This window comes from Vibrio sp. JC009, from assembly GCF_029016485.1.
In the GTDB taxonomy this organism is placed as follows: Bacteria; Pseudomonadota; Gammaproteobacteria; order Enterobacterales; family Vibrionaceae; genus Vibrio.
Genome location: NZ_CP092107.1, coordinates 1760549 through 1776065 on the forward strand (window position 1 = coordinate 1760549; position 15517 = coordinate 1776065).

General features: G+C 45.5%; 18 protein-coding genes and 1 tRNA gene. 11 read left to right on the top strand and 8 right to left on the bottom strand.

What is annotated here, in order from left to right; all coding sequences use genetic code 11:
* Nucleotides 1-252 precede the first annotated feature (252 nt).
* Entirely contained in the window at nt 253-534 is a 282-nt protein-coding gene (locus L3Q72_RS22785) for a type II toxin-antitoxin system Phd/YefM family antitoxin (RefSeq protein WP_275132845.1), read from the top strand.
* The gene (locus tag L3Q72_RS22790; protein ID WP_275132846.1) at nt 531-818 is read left to right on the top strand and encodes a type II toxin-antitoxin system RelE/ParE family toxin; all 288 of its coding nucleotides are present in this window, start codon (nt 531-533) and stop codon (nt 816-818) included. The genes L3Q72_RS22785 and L3Q72_RS22790 overlap by 4 nt, the downstream gene beginning before the upstream one ends.
* Before the next feature lie 127 nt (nt 819-945).
* Here the strand turns inward: L3Q72_RS22790 and L3Q72_RS22795 are convergent, their stop codons facing one another.
* The 4 genes from L3Q72_RS22795 to L3Q72_RS22810 all read right to left on the bottom strand — a co-directional run bounded on the left by L3Q72_RS22795 (nt 946) and on the right by L3Q72_RS22810 (nt 3160).
* Nucleotides 946-1365, bottom strand: a complete 420-nt coding sequence (locus L3Q72_RS22795) for a YlcI/YnfO family protein (protein ID WP_275132847.1) — start codon at nt 1363-1365, stop codon at nt 946-948.
* Between the two features lie 84 nt (nt 1366-1449).
* Complete coding sequence (locus L3Q72_RS22800; RefSeq protein ID WP_275132848.1) at nt 1450-1761, bottom strand: hypothetical protein; 312 nt, start codon at nt 1759-1761, stop codon at nt 1450-1452.
* Entirely contained in the window at nt 1758-2936 is a 1179-nt protein-coding gene (locus L3Q72_RS22805; RefSeq protein ID WP_275132849.1) for a site-specific integrase, read from the bottom strand. The genes L3Q72_RS22800 and L3Q72_RS22805 overlap by 4 nt, the downstream gene beginning before the upstream one ends.
* Before the next feature lie 11 nt (nt 2937-2947).
* Nucleotides 2948-3160, bottom strand: a complete 213-nt coding sequence (locus L3Q72_RS22810) for a hypothetical protein (RefSeq protein ID WP_275132850.1) — start codon at nt 3158-3160, stop codon at nt 2948-2950.
* A gap of 117 nt (nt 3161-3277) precedes the next feature.
* Between L3Q72_RS22810 and L3Q72_RS22815 the strand changes: the two genes are divergently transcribed.
* The gene (locus L3Q72_RS22815) at nt 3278-3493 is read left to right on the top strand and encodes a helix-turn-helix transcriptional regulator (protein WP_275132851.1); all 216 of its coding nucleotides are present in this window, start codon (nt 3278-3280) and stop codon (nt 3491-3493) included.
* Nucleotides 3494-3710: 217 nt separating this feature from the next.
* Here L3Q72_RS22815 and L3Q72_RS22820 read toward each other — a convergent pair.
* From L3Q72_RS22820 to L3Q72_RS22830, 3 genes are all read right to left on the bottom strand, one after another.
* Nucleotides 3711-3785, bottom strand: a tRNA-Gly gene (locus L3Q72_RS22820).
* 168 nt (nt 3786-3953) lie between these two features.
* On the bottom strand, nt 3954-4871 hold the full coding sequence (locus tag L3Q72_RS22825) for a pseudouridine-5'-phosphate glycosidase (RefSeq protein WP_275132852.1): 918 nt from the start codon (nt 4869-4871) through the stop codon (nt 3954-3956).
* Nucleotides 4865-5959, bottom strand: coding sequence for a PfkB family carbohydrate kinase (locus tag L3Q72_RS22830; RefSeq protein WP_275132853.1), 1095 nt, complete (start codon nt 5957-5959; stop codon nt 4865-4867). Before L3Q72_RS22830 ends, L3Q72_RS22825 begins: the two co-directional genes overlap by 7 nt.
* 347 nt (nt 5960-6306) lie before the next feature.
* On the opposite strand from L3Q72_RS22830, the gene L3Q72_RS22835 reads away from it, so the two are divergent.
* A complete protein-coding gene (locus L3Q72_RS22835; protein ID WP_275132854.1) occupies nt 6307-8061 on the top strand; it encodes an ABC transporter substrate binding protein in 1755 nt (584 codons plus the stop codon).
* 42 nt (nt 8062-8103) lie between these two features.
* On the opposite strand, the gene L3Q72_RS22840 is transcribed toward L3Q72_RS22835, so the two are convergent.
* Complete coding sequence (locus L3Q72_RS22840) at nt 8104-8322, bottom strand: ribosome alternative rescue factor ArfA (RefSeq protein WP_275132855.1); 219 nt, start codon at nt 8320-8322, stop codon at nt 8104-8106.
* Between the two features lie 289 nt (nt 8323-8611).
* Here L3Q72_RS22840 and nifH point away from each other — a divergent pair, with 289 nt between their 5' ends.
* The 7 genes from nifH (at nt 8612) to nifE (ending at nt 15513) form a co-directional block, all read left to right on the top strand.
* On the top strand, nt 8612-9487 hold the full coding sequence (nifH, locus tag L3Q72_RS22845; protein ID WP_275132856.1) for a nitrogenase iron protein: 876 nt from the start codon (nt 8612-8614) through the stop codon (nt 9485-9487).
* A gap of 62 nt (nt 9488-9549) precedes the next feature.
* The gene (gene nifD, locus L3Q72_RS22850; RefSeq protein ID WP_275132857.1) at nt 9550-11013 is read left to right on the top strand and encodes a nitrogenase molybdenum-iron protein alpha chain; all 1464 of its coding nucleotides are present in this window, start codon (nt 9550-9552) and stop codon (nt 11011-11013) included.
* Nucleotides 11014-11093: 80 nt separating this feature from the next.
* Complete coding sequence (nifK, locus tag L3Q72_RS22855; RefSeq protein ID WP_275132858.1) at nt 11094-12665, top strand: nitrogenase molybdenum-iron protein subunit beta; 1572 nt, start codon at nt 11094-11096, stop codon at nt 12663-12665.
* A 67-nt stretch (nt 12666-12732) separates the two neighbouring features.
* Nucleotides 12733-12951: a putative nitrogen fixation protein NifT gene (nifT, locus tag L3Q72_RS22860; RefSeq protein WP_275132859.1), complete on the top strand. Its 219-nt coding sequence runs from the start codon at nt 12733-12735 to the stop codon at nt 12949-12951.
* Nucleotides 12952-12966: 15 nt separating this feature from the next.
* Nucleotides 12967-13620 carry a NifB/NifX family molybdenum-iron cluster-binding protein gene (locus L3Q72_RS22865; RefSeq protein ID WP_275132860.1) on the top strand — a complete coding sequence of 218 codons (654 nt, stop codon included), beginning with the start codon at nt 12967-12969 and terminating at the stop codon, nt 13618-13620.
* A gap of 18 nt (nt 13621-13638) precedes the next feature.
* A complete protein-coding gene (locus tag L3Q72_RS22870; RefSeq protein WP_275132861.1) occupies nt 13639-13929 on the top strand; it encodes a hypothetical protein in 291 nt (96 codons plus the stop codon).
* 153 nt (nt 13930-14082) lie between these two features.
* Nucleotides 14083-15513: a nitrogenase iron-molybdenum cofactor biosynthesis protein NifE gene (nifE, locus tag L3Q72_RS22875; protein WP_275132862.1), complete on the top strand. Its 1431-nt coding sequence runs from the start codon at nt 14083-14085 to the stop codon at nt 15511-15513.
* Nucleotides 15514-15517: the final 4 nt, after the last annotated feature.

Genomic DNA, 15517 nt, shown 5'->3' on the forward strand with positions numbered 1-15517 from the left:
TTCGGTTTCGACTCCGGTTTGATCGTGACCTCCTCTCGACACCCCGAACAGGACAGTTCCGGGTGTTCTGACTCCATTAGGGACAAAAGCGAGCCAGCTACCATGAACACAATCTACCTATCGAGCGAGATCTGATTTATCAAATCAAAAAATCACTGTTTTCTAGCGGCAGCTAACCAACAGTGATACCTTGCCTGAAAACAATAAATGAACTATTGTGTGTACATAGTTTTGTACAATTAAGAGTCTGATATGAGCCGTATACATTTCGATAAAGACATACAACCGTTGTCAGAATTTCGCGCTGGCGTAACCTCATTTATAAAGCAAATAAACGAAACTCGACGTCCATTGGTAATCACTCAACGTGGTAAAGGTGTTGCAGTGGTACTTGATGTCGCTGAATATGAAGCCATGCAAGAGAAAATCGAGCTATTGGAAGAAATGCGTACCGCTGAAGCTCAATTAGCATCTGGCCTGAGTGTTTCTAATGAAGATGCACGAGCTCAAGTATTAGGACGTATTAAAGAATGAAGGTAGTTTGGTCCCCTTTGGCATTACAAAAATTAGGCGATGCAGCCGAATTTATCTCATTGGACAATCCATCAGCAGCCAGGAAGTGGGTGGATGAAGTCTTTGATAAAGCTGAATTACTTGCTTCGATGCCAGAGATGGGGCGTATGGTTCCTGAAATGCCGAATACAAACTATCGGGAAGTTATATTCGGTCATTACAGGATCATTTACAGCATAAGCCATGAGATTCGGGTATTAACTGTTCGTAATTGTCGCCAAATTCTTACGGATGATGCTCTTTAGCTCCATCCATATCGCTTACTCACTTATTTAAGACCGATAAGTACAAGGCAATATTTATCAGCCGTAAATTTTTCTAACTCGCTTTCCGGCGAAAGCGAGTTAGAAAGACCTGATTGTTGCAGGCTAGTTATCTTTGGTTAACTATCTGCCGAACTAACAAACGCGTCCATGGCTTTCCATCCGGAGTAAACTTTTCCATCTGATTTAACCTATCAGCAATCTGCTGGTGGAACATGCCTTGTGAATGCCATTGCTTTGCCAGAATTACTGCAGAATCTTCTATCTCTTGGACCTCTGTGAGTACAGAAACATCGGCTACTGTACTCACATCAGGAACTGCTGTGCTTCTGGTCAGTGCGCACATTTCAGATATTTGGTGTGTGTTTGCTATCTTTTCCCTACATGCATTTTTTACCCACTGAGAAAAGCTTATGTCATCAGGCTTAACTTCATGAATATCAGCCAATAACTCATGCTCAAACCGTATGTTTTTTTTCGCTGATTGGCGGTTAGTATTGCTGTTCAGTACAACGACTATTTTCTTCATGGGCGCACATCAATTTAAGATAACAAGAAAGAGTGTGCGCACGATTCGGACTTGAACTGTGCGCACAGCTTGGATGGTTCACCTTTAGTGAAGGATGGTTTTAATCGAAATATCGATTCGTGATTCAAGCGCAGCCAAAATCCATACAGAATCTCGTGCTTCAGGGTTGTTTAAGCACTGGTGCAGTACGCGAATTACGCCATCAGTTACGTAACACAAAAACTGATGTTCACGCTTGTGCTTCTTCGGGAAAAGAGATGTTCTTTCACGTATCAGCATATAGATATCTTCACGAAAACCATCAATATCATCGTGGTCCATTGTCTTAAATGATGCCTGTTGGATTACATCAAAACAGAGGCTGGTGCAGTGAATCGCTAGAGGTGAATATTTCATGCTTCACCTCCTGTTTCCAAAAAGCGTTCGAACGCACTACCGTCACGTCTGGTCAGGTTAGGCACATAACGAGAGTAAACCCGGAACAACATAGTCGTTGTAGTATGTCCCATCTGATTAGCAATCCATTCGGGAGCCTCTCCGGACGCAAGCAGTAATGTCGCATAAGTATGTCGTGTCTGGTACGGGTTGCGAGGCCTCAATTTAGCTCTGCGTAGGGTAGGGTACCAAATGGACTTAGACACAGTCTGATAGTTCAACGGAAGCCGCTTATCGTTGGTAAAGACGTACTTATCTTTAAGGTAAGCTGTCTTTTTATGTTCCCTGAGCGCTTCAGCGACTCTGTCTGTCAGCATAACCACCCGGTAAGAGCCTTCTGTTTTTACGTCGGAAAGCTCACCGCGAACAAGGCTTTGGTTAACCGTAATTGTTTTGTTGTCCAGATTAACGTCTTTCCACATTAGTCCGTCGATCTCACCGGTTCTAAGACCGGTGAAGAAACGAGTTATGTAGTACGGCTTGTACTTTTCCGGTGCATGGGCAATAACCTGTTCAACTTCTTGTAAGTTAAACGGGTCAACTTCTGTGCGACCTACTTTTAATGCCTTGATATTCTTCCATGGAGAAGTAAAATCGTATCGATCAGCGGCTTCATTCAACATCACTCTTAGTGGTGTCATGATATGATTGATGCGTGAAGGGCTTAACTCTTTACCTTTTCGACCTGGGACTTTGGCGAGTGTAGATCGAAAGCTTAAGATTTGTTGTTTAGTGATGGCGCTGATCTTCTTATTACCAAACATCGGAATGATGTACTTGTTTAGGATGCCTTCCACATCTTGGTAATGGCCTTTACGCCATTCGATTTTCTTTTCAGATAGCCAGATTTCAGCAAATTCATGAAGTTTTGGAGAATCTGTCGCTTCGAAATATGCTTTTGCCTGACGTTTACGCTCATCAACTTGTGCAAATTTAGCTACAAGTTTGCTTTCCGGAAAGTATTTTGCGTAGTCAAAGCTTCCTACCATAATTTCCGCTTCAATAACCTTCAGCAGGCGATTAACGCGATTACGGTTTGCCTTTGTATCTGAAAGTTTGGTGTACTCTCGGCAGCGGTGCCCTTTATATCTGAAGTCGAGAAAGAGGCGACCTCCACGTGAATTAATACTACCCATGATATTGCTCCTTAGTGCCCTAATAAAATGGAATCGGTTGAGACGCCATTAAGCATTTCTTCTTCAACACGTTCCCAGATAAATAGAATCTTGCGACCACCAAACGGACGAATGTAGTGAATCCCTTCGAACAGAACAGAATCTTTAAGTTGCTCACGAATAACACGCTTGTCGTACTTAATTACCGAAGATAGTTCTTCAGTAGTGAGGTATGTATATGCCATAATCATTTCCTGTCTTATACGCTACAGTTTGTAGCTCTAGAGATACAATATGCCGTTCAAAGAAGCTTGTCAACACCATTTTGTGTCTTTAGCGAAACATTTAGGGTCTTATAAGAAATGATTAAGTGTCATCTATCAACTTTACTTGGAGCTAAAAAGCTGAAAATTGCAGATGTAGTAAGAGATACTGGAGTCAACAGAAGTACAGTAAATCGACTATTTCATGAAACGAACAATCGGATTGATTTCGATACGCTGGAAAAAATCTGCCTTTACCTTGATTGCAGTGTTGGTGATCTGCTTGAAGTGCAAAAAGACGAAACATCGGATTAATTTTTCTAATATTGAGCTGATGAAGTCATAACAAATTGTGATCATGATGAAATTGGACGTAAAAAATCAGTTTGGTCTCAACATGGTCTCAATTTGGTCTCAATCGGATTGGGTAACGATGATCTTGAAGTTGTAGGTAATCTTCAGACACACAAAAACACGCAATAAAGCGTTTAATTTTCAAAGGGTTGGGAGTTTTAAAACTAGGAAGAAAACTTGGAGCGTGCAGCGGGAATCGAACCCGCATCATCAGCTTGGAAGGCTGAGGTAATAGCCATTATACGATGCACGCATCTCGTTGTTGGGATTTATAATGCCACAGGTTTTTGAAAATGGAACCCCGGAGTGCTCACAAATTCGAATAAACTCAACCGTTTGAACGTAATTCATACAAATTGATGAGTTCTTAGTCTTAATGCGCTGGCTGTCAATTACAGCCAGCGATATGTTGCTCCCGGGTTTAAAGCTTGCTGTACTCGATAGCGATTTGGGCACCTAATCGGGCATTGTTCAGAACAAGCTGGATGTTCGAGTCCAGGCTGTCACCGCCGGTGAGTTCGCATACACGTGCTAATAGGAAGGGGGTCGATTCCTTACCGAAAATTCCTTGTTCGTCCGCTTCTCTTAGTGCCGTTTCTATAGCGCTGTTTATTGCTTCTGGTGGCATTGCGTACTCTTCAGGAATCGGGTTGGCAATAACAGCGCCGCCTTTCAAATCCATTCCCCATTTTGCTTTTAATGCCAGAGCAATGGCGTCAGCGGAGTCCAGTCGATAGTCGATGCTATGTTCGCTTTCTCGGGTGTAGAATGCCGGCAGACTGTCTGTCTGGTAGCCGATCACCGGTACGCCCTGAGTTTCCAGATACTCACGGGTAAGGGCAAGGTCAAGAATGGACTTGGCACCGGCGCAGACTACGGCCACATTGGTGTTTGCCAGTTCCTGAAGGTCTGCTGAGATATCCATGGTCTCCTGAGCACCACGGTGTACGCCGCCAATACCGCCTGTGGCGAAGACTTTAATGCCCGCCATCGCAGCCAGAATCATGGTAGCCGCTACTGTGGTTGCCCCGTCTTTTTTGCCTGCAACGATAAACGGAATATCGCGGCGGCTTACTTTAGTGACTTCAGTGCCGGCTTTACCCAGATAAGTGATCTCTTCCTCAGACAGACCCACTTTCAGGCGGCCTTTGATGATGGCGATGGTAGCCGGAACCGCGCCCTGTTCACGAATTGTCTTCTCTACCAGCAATGCTGTTTCAACATTGCGCGGGAAAGGCATGCCGTGAGAGATGATGGTTGACTCAAGTGCCACAACGGGTTTGTTTTCTGCCAGTGCTTGTGCGACTTCAGGTTGGATATCCAGATAGTTCTCTAACATGTGATGCTTTCCTCTAATAAACGTTTTACTGCGTTTTCAGACATAGTTGAATTGATGGTGTCGGAGGCAATTAACGCCAGACGTGCCGCCCCCAGTGCAAATTCGACGCTGCGATTCCACGGCCAGTTTTGGACATGTCCGTGGGCAAGTCCCGCAAGCAGGGCGTCACCCGCTCCGGTAACATTGTTAACCTGTGTTGCTGATGGCGGGATAAAGGCAGCGCCATCTTCTGAGCTTGAGTAAGCTCCTTTGCTGCCAAGGCTGATCAACAGCCGTTTTATACCTGCTCCATGCAGCTTCTCGCCGATTCGGGGCAGATCATCGTTGCTCTGAAACGTTATACCAGACAGAAGTTCAGCTTCCATCAGGTTTGGCTTCAGGGTATGGATACTGTTTAGGAATGGCTTAAGCTTGGGCGCCTTAACCGAAGATACGGGATCAACCAGGATAGGCTGTTCGCCATGATTGTTGAAGATATATTCAAGGGCATCCTGGCTTAGGTTCGCATCCAGCACAATCGCTGTGGCCCGGGCTATCACGCCTTCTCTTCGGGAAAGTTGTTCTGCATTGAGCTTTTTTATCAGCCCCATATCGTTCAGAGCGAGCTGCATTTCACCATCCGGCCCATGGATGGAGAGGTAAGTGCTGGATGTTGCTCCCGGAACAGTATGGCAGTGATCCACATTGACACCGGCTTCTCTGCACGCTGCCTTTAGCTGGTCACCCCAGGCATCATCTCCCAGCGCTCCAATAAACTGGACCGAAGATCCAAGGCGGCTAAGGTTGTCGGCAATATTGCGGCCAACACCGCCAGCGCTGCAGGTGAGCTTACCCGGATTGGAGTCCCCGCTGATTAGGGACGAATCGGAGCGGCCGCATAAGTCCATATTCGCGCCGCCAATGACCACAAGGTACTTGTCCGGGGCGATGATATAGCCCTTCCCCTGTATAAAGCCTTTTTTTGTCAGCTTCATGATATGCCCGGCGACGGCGCTTCGGCTCAGGCCAAGTATATCGGCCAGTGCCTGCTGAGCGATCATCGGCTCTTTGCGCAGTATGCTGAGGATTTGTTGCTCTCTTTCTGTCATAAACAAAAGTCCGCTTAACAAACAATTGTTTGCATGTTAGAACAAAAAACAGACAAAATCAGGCGCATATCCCAAACGTTTGCGCGAAATCACAACTCACCCGTTGAAAGGCTTTTACTTTGTGATTCAGTATTAAGAATCGACTTAAAAATATTAAAGAATGTCAAAAGCTTGATGAATGTCCTGATTACATTTTTCATAAAGATGTAATTGCAAAGCAATACGGGCTTATTGTTTGCTAAAGTCTCAAAACTTAAGTTAAAAATTCACCTGCTTACAGGCTTTTTGTAGAATAAAACTTATCCATAAAGGGATTATGGATAATTTTGTTTCAAAAAGGATGTAAGATGTTTACGACTGAAACATATAATAAAAAGATACTGCTAACTATCTTCCTGATTATAATCGGGTTTCTCTCTTCTTCTGTTTGGGCCAGGACGCAAAAAGTACTGGTGCTTCACTCTTATCATCAGGGCCTTGAGTGGACTGATAACATTAGCGCCGGTATTAAATCTGTACTGGGTGACAGAAAAAACGATGTGGAGATTTACTACGACTACCTTGATACCAAGCGCAATGCCGGTAATCACTACACCAGCAAGCTGGCTGAACTGTTTCTGGCTAAAAGCCATCATATTCCCTTCGAACTTATTATTGCTGCAGATAATAACGCTCTGAAATTGTTAAATGATCACGGTGAAGAATTATTTCCTGATACTCCGGTGGTATTTTGTGGGATTAATAATTTCTCTCCTGGCCTGATATCGGGAATAAAAAATGTCACCGGTGTTGTAGAGGAGGCTGATGCCAAAGCGACCATGGACCTTATGCTGAAGGTTCACCCGCAAGCAAAGAAAATAATGGTGGTTTTAGATAAAACCATCACAGGTCTGGCTATCCGGAAAAGCATAGAAAAGGTTCAGGATCAGTTTGCTAACCGTGCTGAAATTGAATTCCTTACAGACTTTACCTGGGACTCACTGCAAAAGAAGTTAGCGGGCCTTGGACCTGAGTACCTTGTCTATCTGCTTACCATTAACAGAGACAGAAACAATGAATTTGTTTCGTATATCGATGGCATTGAGTTGGTGAATAAGGCCTCCAGTGTTCCGGTATATGGCTCCTGGGACTTTTACCTGGGCAAGGGGATTGTTGGCGGTGTTATCACATCGGGTTTTGAGCAGGGAAGGCTGGCGGCTGATTATGCCTTAAGAGTGCTATCCGGAGAGTTAATACAGGATTTACCGATTATCACTTCTGTATTTAACAAGGAAACGCTGGACTTTAACCTGATGGAAAAATTCGGTATAGACAATAAAAATCTTTCCCCGGATGCGGTAATTATCAATAAGCCTTTGGATTTTACGGACCAGATCCGTGCTCTGCCGTCCTGGTTATCTCTTTCGGTGGGATCAGTGGTTATCATTATTTCTTTGATTTCTTTGCTTATGTATCAAAGGCTGGCGTTTAAAAACAGATATATGCAGGAGATTAACACCACATTAGATAATAAAGTAAAAGAGAAAACGCTTGAGATAAATGCCAGCAATTACAAGATGAAGCTACTTATCGATGAGCTTGAGACAGCGAATCAGGAGTTGGAAGTCACTAACTCTATGTTAAATGAGATGTCTATCAGAGACTCGGTTACCAGCATTTACAACCGAAGATATATTTCTGAAAAGTTATCCGAGGAATATAAGTTAGCCAAAGAAAACAAAACGGCGCTAACCATTCTGATGCTTGATATTGATTATTTTAAAGTTATTAATGACAGCTTCGGGCATCAGTACGGCGATCATGTTTTGAGGGTTATCAGCCATACTGTTTCAGAAGCGATTCGGGATGGCGATGTTTTAGGCCGCTACGGTGGCGAGGAATTTTTGCTGATATTGCCAGACACCGGGCGTGCTGAGGCGCTTGATATAGCAGAATCTATTCGCTCTGGTGTTGAAAAAATAGACTGGAAGCGGGACAACTTCACAGTAACGATAAGCGGAGGTGTTGCAGAGTACGCCGGCCAGCCGGAACTGCTTATGTTAAGGCAGGCTGATATTGCTTTGTATAAGGCGAAATCCCACGGAAGAAATAGGATAGCCTGATTTCCCTGACTCAAAAAAAGAGCCCTATTCAAACCCAGCTTATTATGCTGCTTTTGAATAGGGCTCTTTGCCTCTGTGCTTTGCTTTTCTGCTAAAGCTTCCTTTGCCTTTCTTCGCTTTTTCTACTTTTGCTGTATAGAGTTTGCTGGTTACTAATGCTTTCAGTGCATTGTCTTTGATAGTGCCTCGGCCTGTTTCAACATCCTGATTTGCAGGAGTTGTCTGTTCAACAGGAACCAGATGGCGTTTTCTCTTGCCCATAATGGTCTCCTTTTTAAAAACAGGTGGATTATTCATCAGTTTGTATTCCGGATCAATGCTTTTGTCATAAAGCACCTACGACATTTAACCAACCAAAACAGTGTCACTCAGGCAGACAAATTGTTTTGAACCTTACAAACAATAGGGTTTTGTTTACCCTGCTCACTATAGTTTGTTCTTATCTAAGTTCTTAAAAAACAGTGCGATAGGTTTGTTTGTGTGATTTGGCGCACTTTTCGCACATAGGAATATGAATTGTTTTTTCAAACATCCTATGGAGGGACCCATTATGGCAATTCGTCAATGTGCAATTTATGGTAAAGGTGGTATCGGTAAATCTACGACTACTCAGAACCTGGTAGCGGCTCTTGCTGAAGCTGGTCAGAAAGTAATGATTATCGGTTGTGACCCTAAGGCGGACTCAACGCGTCTTATTCTGCACACTAAAATGCAAAACACCATTATGGAAATGGCTGCAGAAGCCGGTACGGTAGAAGATATCGAACTGGAAGATGTACTACTGACTGGTTACGGCGACGTAAAATGTGTTGAATCAGGTGGTCCTGAGCCAGGTGTGGGTTGTGCAGGTCGTGGTGTAATCACAGCTATCAACTTCCTTGAAGAAGAAGGTGCATACGAAGAAGATCTGGACTTTGTATTCTACGACGTACTGGGTGACGTGGTATGTGGTGGTTTCGCAATGCCTATCCGTGAAAACAAAGCTCAGGAAATCTACATCGTTGTATCTGGTGAGATGATGGCTATGTACGCGGCTAACAACATCTCTAAAGGTATTTGTAAGTACGCAACATCAGGTAGTGTGCGCCTTGCTGGTCTAATCTGTAACTCTCGTAACACTGACCGTGAAGACGAACTTATCATCGCTCTTGCTGCGAAGCTGGGTACTCAGATGATTCACTTTGTTCCTCGTGACAACATCGTACAGCGTGCTGAAATTCGTCGTATGACAGTTATTGAGTACGATCCAACTTGTAACCAGGCTGATGAATACCGCACCCTGGCTAAGAAAGTTATCGAAAACGAACTGTTCGTTATTCCGACTCCTGCGACCATGGATGAGCTTGAAGATCTTCTGATGGAATTCGGCATCATGGAAGTTGAAGATGAATCAATCATTGGTAAGTCAGCGGCTGAAGTAGCGTAACCAATTCATTTGGTTGAAATATTTCATATAAGCTTTAAACCAGTTTGGAGGCAGAGATGTCGATGAATAAACAAGAAACTCAGGCGCTGATTGATGAGGTGCTGGAGGTCTATCCGGAGGTTGCACGTGAAGACCGTGCAAAACACCTGGGTGTTAGTGATCAGAGTAACGAAGGTAGCTGCATTACCTCAAACCGGAAATCGCTTCCGGGTGTCATGACCATCCGTGGTTGTGCGTATGCAGGTTCTAAAGGTGTGGTTTGGGGACCGGTGAAAGATATGATTCATATCTCTCATGGTCCTATCGGTTGCGGACAGTACTCACGTGCCGGTCGTCGTAACTACTACACAGGTACAACAGGTGTCGATACATTCGGTACGTTGAACGTAACGACGGATTTCCAGGAACGTGACATCGTATTTGGTGGTGACAAAAAACTTTCAGCGGCAATCGACGAGCTGGAAACCCTGTTCCCGCTATCTAAAGGTATTACCGTACAGTCAGAATGTCCGGTTGGCCTGATTGGTGATGATATTGAAGCGGTGGCTAAAATAAAAGGCGAAGAAATTGGTAAGACCATTGTGCCGGTTCGCTGTGAAGGTTTCCGTGGTGTATCTCAGTCACTGGGTCACCATATCGCGAACGATACGCTTCGTGACCACGTACTGTCTAAGTCAGACGAGCGTGAATTTGAAGCCGGTCCTTATGATGTCGCTATTATCGGTGACTACAACATCGGTGGTGATGCCTGGACATCTCGTATCATTTTAGAAGATATGGGGCTGAACGTTGTTGCTCAGTGGTCTGGTGACGGTACGCTTCCAGAAATGGAAAATACACCTAAGGTGAAACTGAACCTGGTGCACTGTTACCGTTCCATGAACTACATCGTTCGTCATATGGAAGAGAAGCATGGCGTGCCTTGGGTTGAATACAACCTGTTTGGTCCGACTAAGATTGAAGAGTCCATGCGCAAGATTGCCGCTTACTTTGATGAGAAAATTCAGGCTCAGACTGAAGAAGTTATCAAACGTTACCGCGAAGAGTGGCAGGCAGTGATCGATAAGTACCGTCCACGTCTGGAAGGCAAGAGCGTGATGCTTTATGTCGGTGGTCTGCGCCCTCGTCACATCATAGGTGCTTATGAAGACCTTGGTATGGAAATCGTTGGTGCAGGTTATGAATTTGCGCATAACGACGACTACGTGAAGACAACGCCGGAAGTGAAAGACGCAACACTGCTGTTTGATGACGTGACAGGCTATGAACTGGAAGAGTTTGTTAAGAAACTGAATCCGGATCTGGTTGGCTCTGGTATCAAAGAGAAGTATGTGTTCCAGAAGATGGGCTATCCGTTCCGTCAGATGCACAGCTGGGATTACTCAGGCCCTTACCACGGTGTTGATGGCTTTGCGATCTTTGCCCGCGATATGGATCTGACCATCAACAACCCTTGCTGGAGTAGTCTGAAAGCGCCTTGGCTTAAAGATGAATCATCGGAAGAAGTGCTGGCTAAAACAGCCTAGCTAATCAGGGTGGAAAGGATTTCCATCAGTAGTTAACCGAACCGTAGTTCACGGATTAGTGGCGCGGTAGGAGTAAAAATATGAGCCAGAAAATTGAAGATATCAAAACTGGTTACGACTTGTTCAAACAGCCGGAATACACGGAAATGTTTGCCAACAAGCGAAATACCCATGAGGACGCTGTTGATGCTGCAAAGGTAAAAGAGACCTTTGAGTGGACAACAACAGAAGAATACAAAGAACTTAACTTTGCGCGTAAGCACATTACGATTGACCCGGCAAAAGCGTGTCAGCCATTAGGAGCAGTACTATGCTCAATCGGCTTTGAAAAGACACTGCCTTATGTACACGGCTCTCAGGGATGTGTTGCTTACTTCAGATCGTACTTTAACCGTCACTTTAAAGAGCCTGTTGCCTGTGTATCAGACTCAATGACGGAAGATGCAGCGGTATTCGGTGGTCAGGACAACATGTTCTATGGCCTGCAGAACTCCTACGCACTGTATAAGCCTGAAGTTATCGCAATCTCAACCACTTGTATGGCAGAAGTTATCGGTGATGACCTTAACGCCTTCACCGGCAACGCAAAAGCAGGTGGGTATATCCCTGAAGATGTTCCTACACCTTATGCGAACACACCAAGTTTCGTAGGTAGCCATCTGACTGGCTGGGATAACATGTTTGAAGGCTTCATGGGCTATTTCACCCGTAAGGAGATGGAAGGAAAAGAAGTCGGCAGTAACGGCAAGATCAACATTGTTCCGGGTTTCGAAACTTACCTTGGTAACTACCGTGTGATTCGTCGTATGCTGGATGAGATGGACGTTGACTATTCATTCCTGTGTGATCCTTCGGAAGTATTAGATACTCCGGCTGATGGTGAGTACCGCATGTATGCAGGCGGCACACCAATCGATGAAGTTAAAGATGCGCCAAATGCGAAAACAACGCTGCTTCTTCAGCCAGAACATCTGGTTAAGACTAAGAAGTTTGTTACTAACACATGGAAGCATGACGTTCCTGCGCTAAATATCCCGATGGGCCTTGAGTGGACAGATGACCTGGTAATGAAGGTTGCAGAAATCTCAGGTAAAGAGATCCCTGAATCTATCACCAAAGAGCGTGGCCGCTTAGTGGATATGATGACGGACTCACACTCCTGGCTGCACGGCGTGAGCATTTCACTTTACGGTGACCCTGATTATCTGCTGGGTATGTGTAAGTTCCTGATGGAGCTGGGTTGTGAAATCAAGCATGTACTGTGTAATAACGGTAACAAGCGCTGGCGTAAGAAGATGGAAGCTCTGCTTGCTGAAAGTCCATATGGTGAGAATGCCGAGGTTCATGCAGGTAAAGACCTGTGGCACTTCCGCTCTCTTGTTCTGACGGACAAGCCTGACCTGATGATTGGTAACTCCTACGGTAAATTTATCGAACGCGATACCAAAGCAAAAGGTGAAGAGTTTGAGGTTCCGCTAATTCGTATTGGCTTCCCTATTACCGACCGTCACCATCTGCATCGCAGTACGACTCTTGGTTATGAAGGTGCAATGTACATTTTGACTACCTTGGTCAATGAAGTACTGGCTAAACGAGATCGTGAGTCTAGCGCTCTGGGTAAAACGGACTTTGGTTTCGACCTGGTGCGTTAATGGTAAAGGGAGGCCGCAAGCGATGCTGTCTCCCTTTTTTCTAGATACGAATTTATAAGGAAACCATATGGCTAACGTAATGATTCAGTATACCGAAGAGGGCAAGCTCTCTTTGTACCTGCCCAAGAAAGATCTGGAAGAGTTAATTACCCACTTTCAGTTTGACGAAGACGACAAATGGGGCGGTGAAGTGCACTTGTCCGGAGGTGCCGTTTATTTTATTGATCCGGTTCCCAAACCCAAGTTGCCGATTACGGTTAGAGCAAAACGCCTGGTAGCGGCTTAATATTGGAGGTGATGCATGGATGCAAGAATTTCAGATGAGGCAGCTTTAAGAGTATCAATGGCCTCACGCTCATTACCCAATGTGGATATCAAATCCTTTCTGGGCCTTCTTATTCAACATCTTGGAGAACCCTTGTCTGAGCAGAAGCTTATGGGAATCTCTCCAAAATCATTTCGTATTCTGGTGTCATCTCTGGACGATAGCCTGTCGAAAAAAGAGGTGACACAGGCTCTGGCAATATTAACCAATCAGGAGCTGACTTCAGTGGAAGCACCTCAGGTTATTGATGCTCTGCCTCTCAGTGGCCCTAAAGCGCGTGTCGCTGTTGCTTCTAACCAGGGAGAGATGCTTAACGGGCACTATGGCTCCTGTTTGCGCGTACTGATTTATGAAGTAAATGGTAAAAACCATCAGTTAGTGGACGTCCGGGAAGTAGACTCCAGCCTGAAAGGCGAATCCAGAACCGACAATATGCTTAAGCTAATCAGGGACTGCCACATTGTATTTAGTCTTTCTATTGGTGGACCGGCCGCAGCAAAAGTGACCCGAGCGTATATCCATCCGGTGAAAAAGAAAGAAGCCATGGAGGCTGCAAAAGTGCTTACAGAGTTAAGTCAGGTCATTGCCACCAACCCACCGCCGTGGCTGCAAAAACTATTGATCGAATAAGTTAAGGGGTGAATATTTATGGATACAGCGACGAAACCCGTTACCGGTGATTCTGAAATCAGACATATCAGTCAGGTGCTTGAGCCACTTGAAGTGATTGACGAAGAGGTAATGACAAAGATGCGAAGTGCTTATCCTCATCTGAGATTTACGCTTTGCTTTGAAGATGAGCTAGGAGTGAGGGAACCGTATTCCGAACATAGTTCATTTGACCTGCATCTCGTCTCTGCCCCAAGAGGCAGTTGCAGTCATTTAACTTTTGATGTCCAGCAGTGTACCGGCCTTGTTATTGCGCTTCACGAAGAGTGAAGCGTTTTTCTTTGTCCGTTTTATTGTCGGCTTTGCGACAATTGTGACCCGACAAAATACCTTTCAATATAAAAATCAAATAAAACCAGCAAGTTAGGCTTTGGCTCTGTTATTGCAATATAACAAACAAGAGATTAAGTCGCAGGAGGCGCAATGAAACAATCAGAGATCAGGCTACTTCAGGATGAGCCTGCTTGTGAGCATAACAAGGGTGACAAATCGGGCTGTGCAAGAGCGACTCCGGGAGCAACAGCCGGGGGCTGTACTTTTGATGGTGCGCAGATAAGCCTGCTGCCCATTGCCGATGTGGGACATATTGTGCACGGCCCGATAGGCTGTGCGGGTAACAGCTGGAATAACCGGGGCACAAGAGCAACAGGGAAGAACCTGTTCCGCCTTGGTTTTACAACCGACCTTAATGAGCAGGACGTGATTATGGGGCGCGCGGAAAAGCGTCTGCTTCATGCTATTAAACAGCTTATTGAAGAGCATCAGCCGCCGGCGGTGTTTGTTTATATGACCTGTGTTCCTGCCCTTGAAGGCAACGATGTTGATGCTATTTGTGAGCTGGCTCAGGAGCGGTACGGCGTACCTGTCGTTCATGTGGATGCGGCCGGATTCTATGGCAATAAAAACTTAGGTAACCGGATTGCCGGTGAAGTGATGGTGAACAAGGTTGTGGGCACGGCAGAGCCGCCGCCTAAACCGGTTATGAAACATGACCCGACCAGAAAGGTCAGGGATATTGTGCTTATCGGCGAATACAACATAGCCGGTGAATTTTGGAACGTGTCTCCACTGTTTGAAGAACTTGGATTAAGAGTGCTTTGTTGTATGTCCGGTGATACCCAGTTCCACCAGATTCAGACCATGCACCGCGCTGAAGCGTCCATGGTGGTCTGCTCAAGGGCCCAGATCAATGTGGCAAGAAAGCTGGAAGAAAACTGGGGAATTCCCTGGTTTGAAGGCAGTTTCTACGGCATTGACGACACTTCAAGCGCGCTAAGGCAATTTGCTGCGCTGCTCAACGATGACAAGCTGACTGAGCATACCGAGCAGGTGATCGCTCGTGAAGAGAAACGGGTGAGAGACGCATTAAAACCCTATGCAGAAAAACTCAGTGGCAAAAAGGCCCTGCTGTATACGGGCGGGGTTAAATCCTGGTCGGTGATCACAGCACTGGCAGAGTTAGGTATAGAAACCGTCGCAACCGGAACCCGTAAATCTACGCAGGCAGATAAAAACCGCATTACCGAAATTATGGGAGAAAGCGCCATCATGCTGGATGAGGGCGGAGCAAGGCTGCTTCTGGACACCTATTACGAGCACGACGCCGATGTGATGGTGGCTGGTGGCCGGAATATGTACACCGCGCTAAAGGCTCCGGTTCCTTTCCTGCACATTAACCAGGAAAGAGAGCTGCCCTATGCCGGGTATGACGGCATGATAACGCTGGCAAAAGAGCTTTACAGAACGATTGAAAGCCCGGTCTGGACTGCAGCGCGTAGCAGCGCACCATGGGAAAAAGCCGTGAACACAACAGAAAAAGACGACGTAACAGTGACGTCTTTTCTGAAAGCATAAGGAG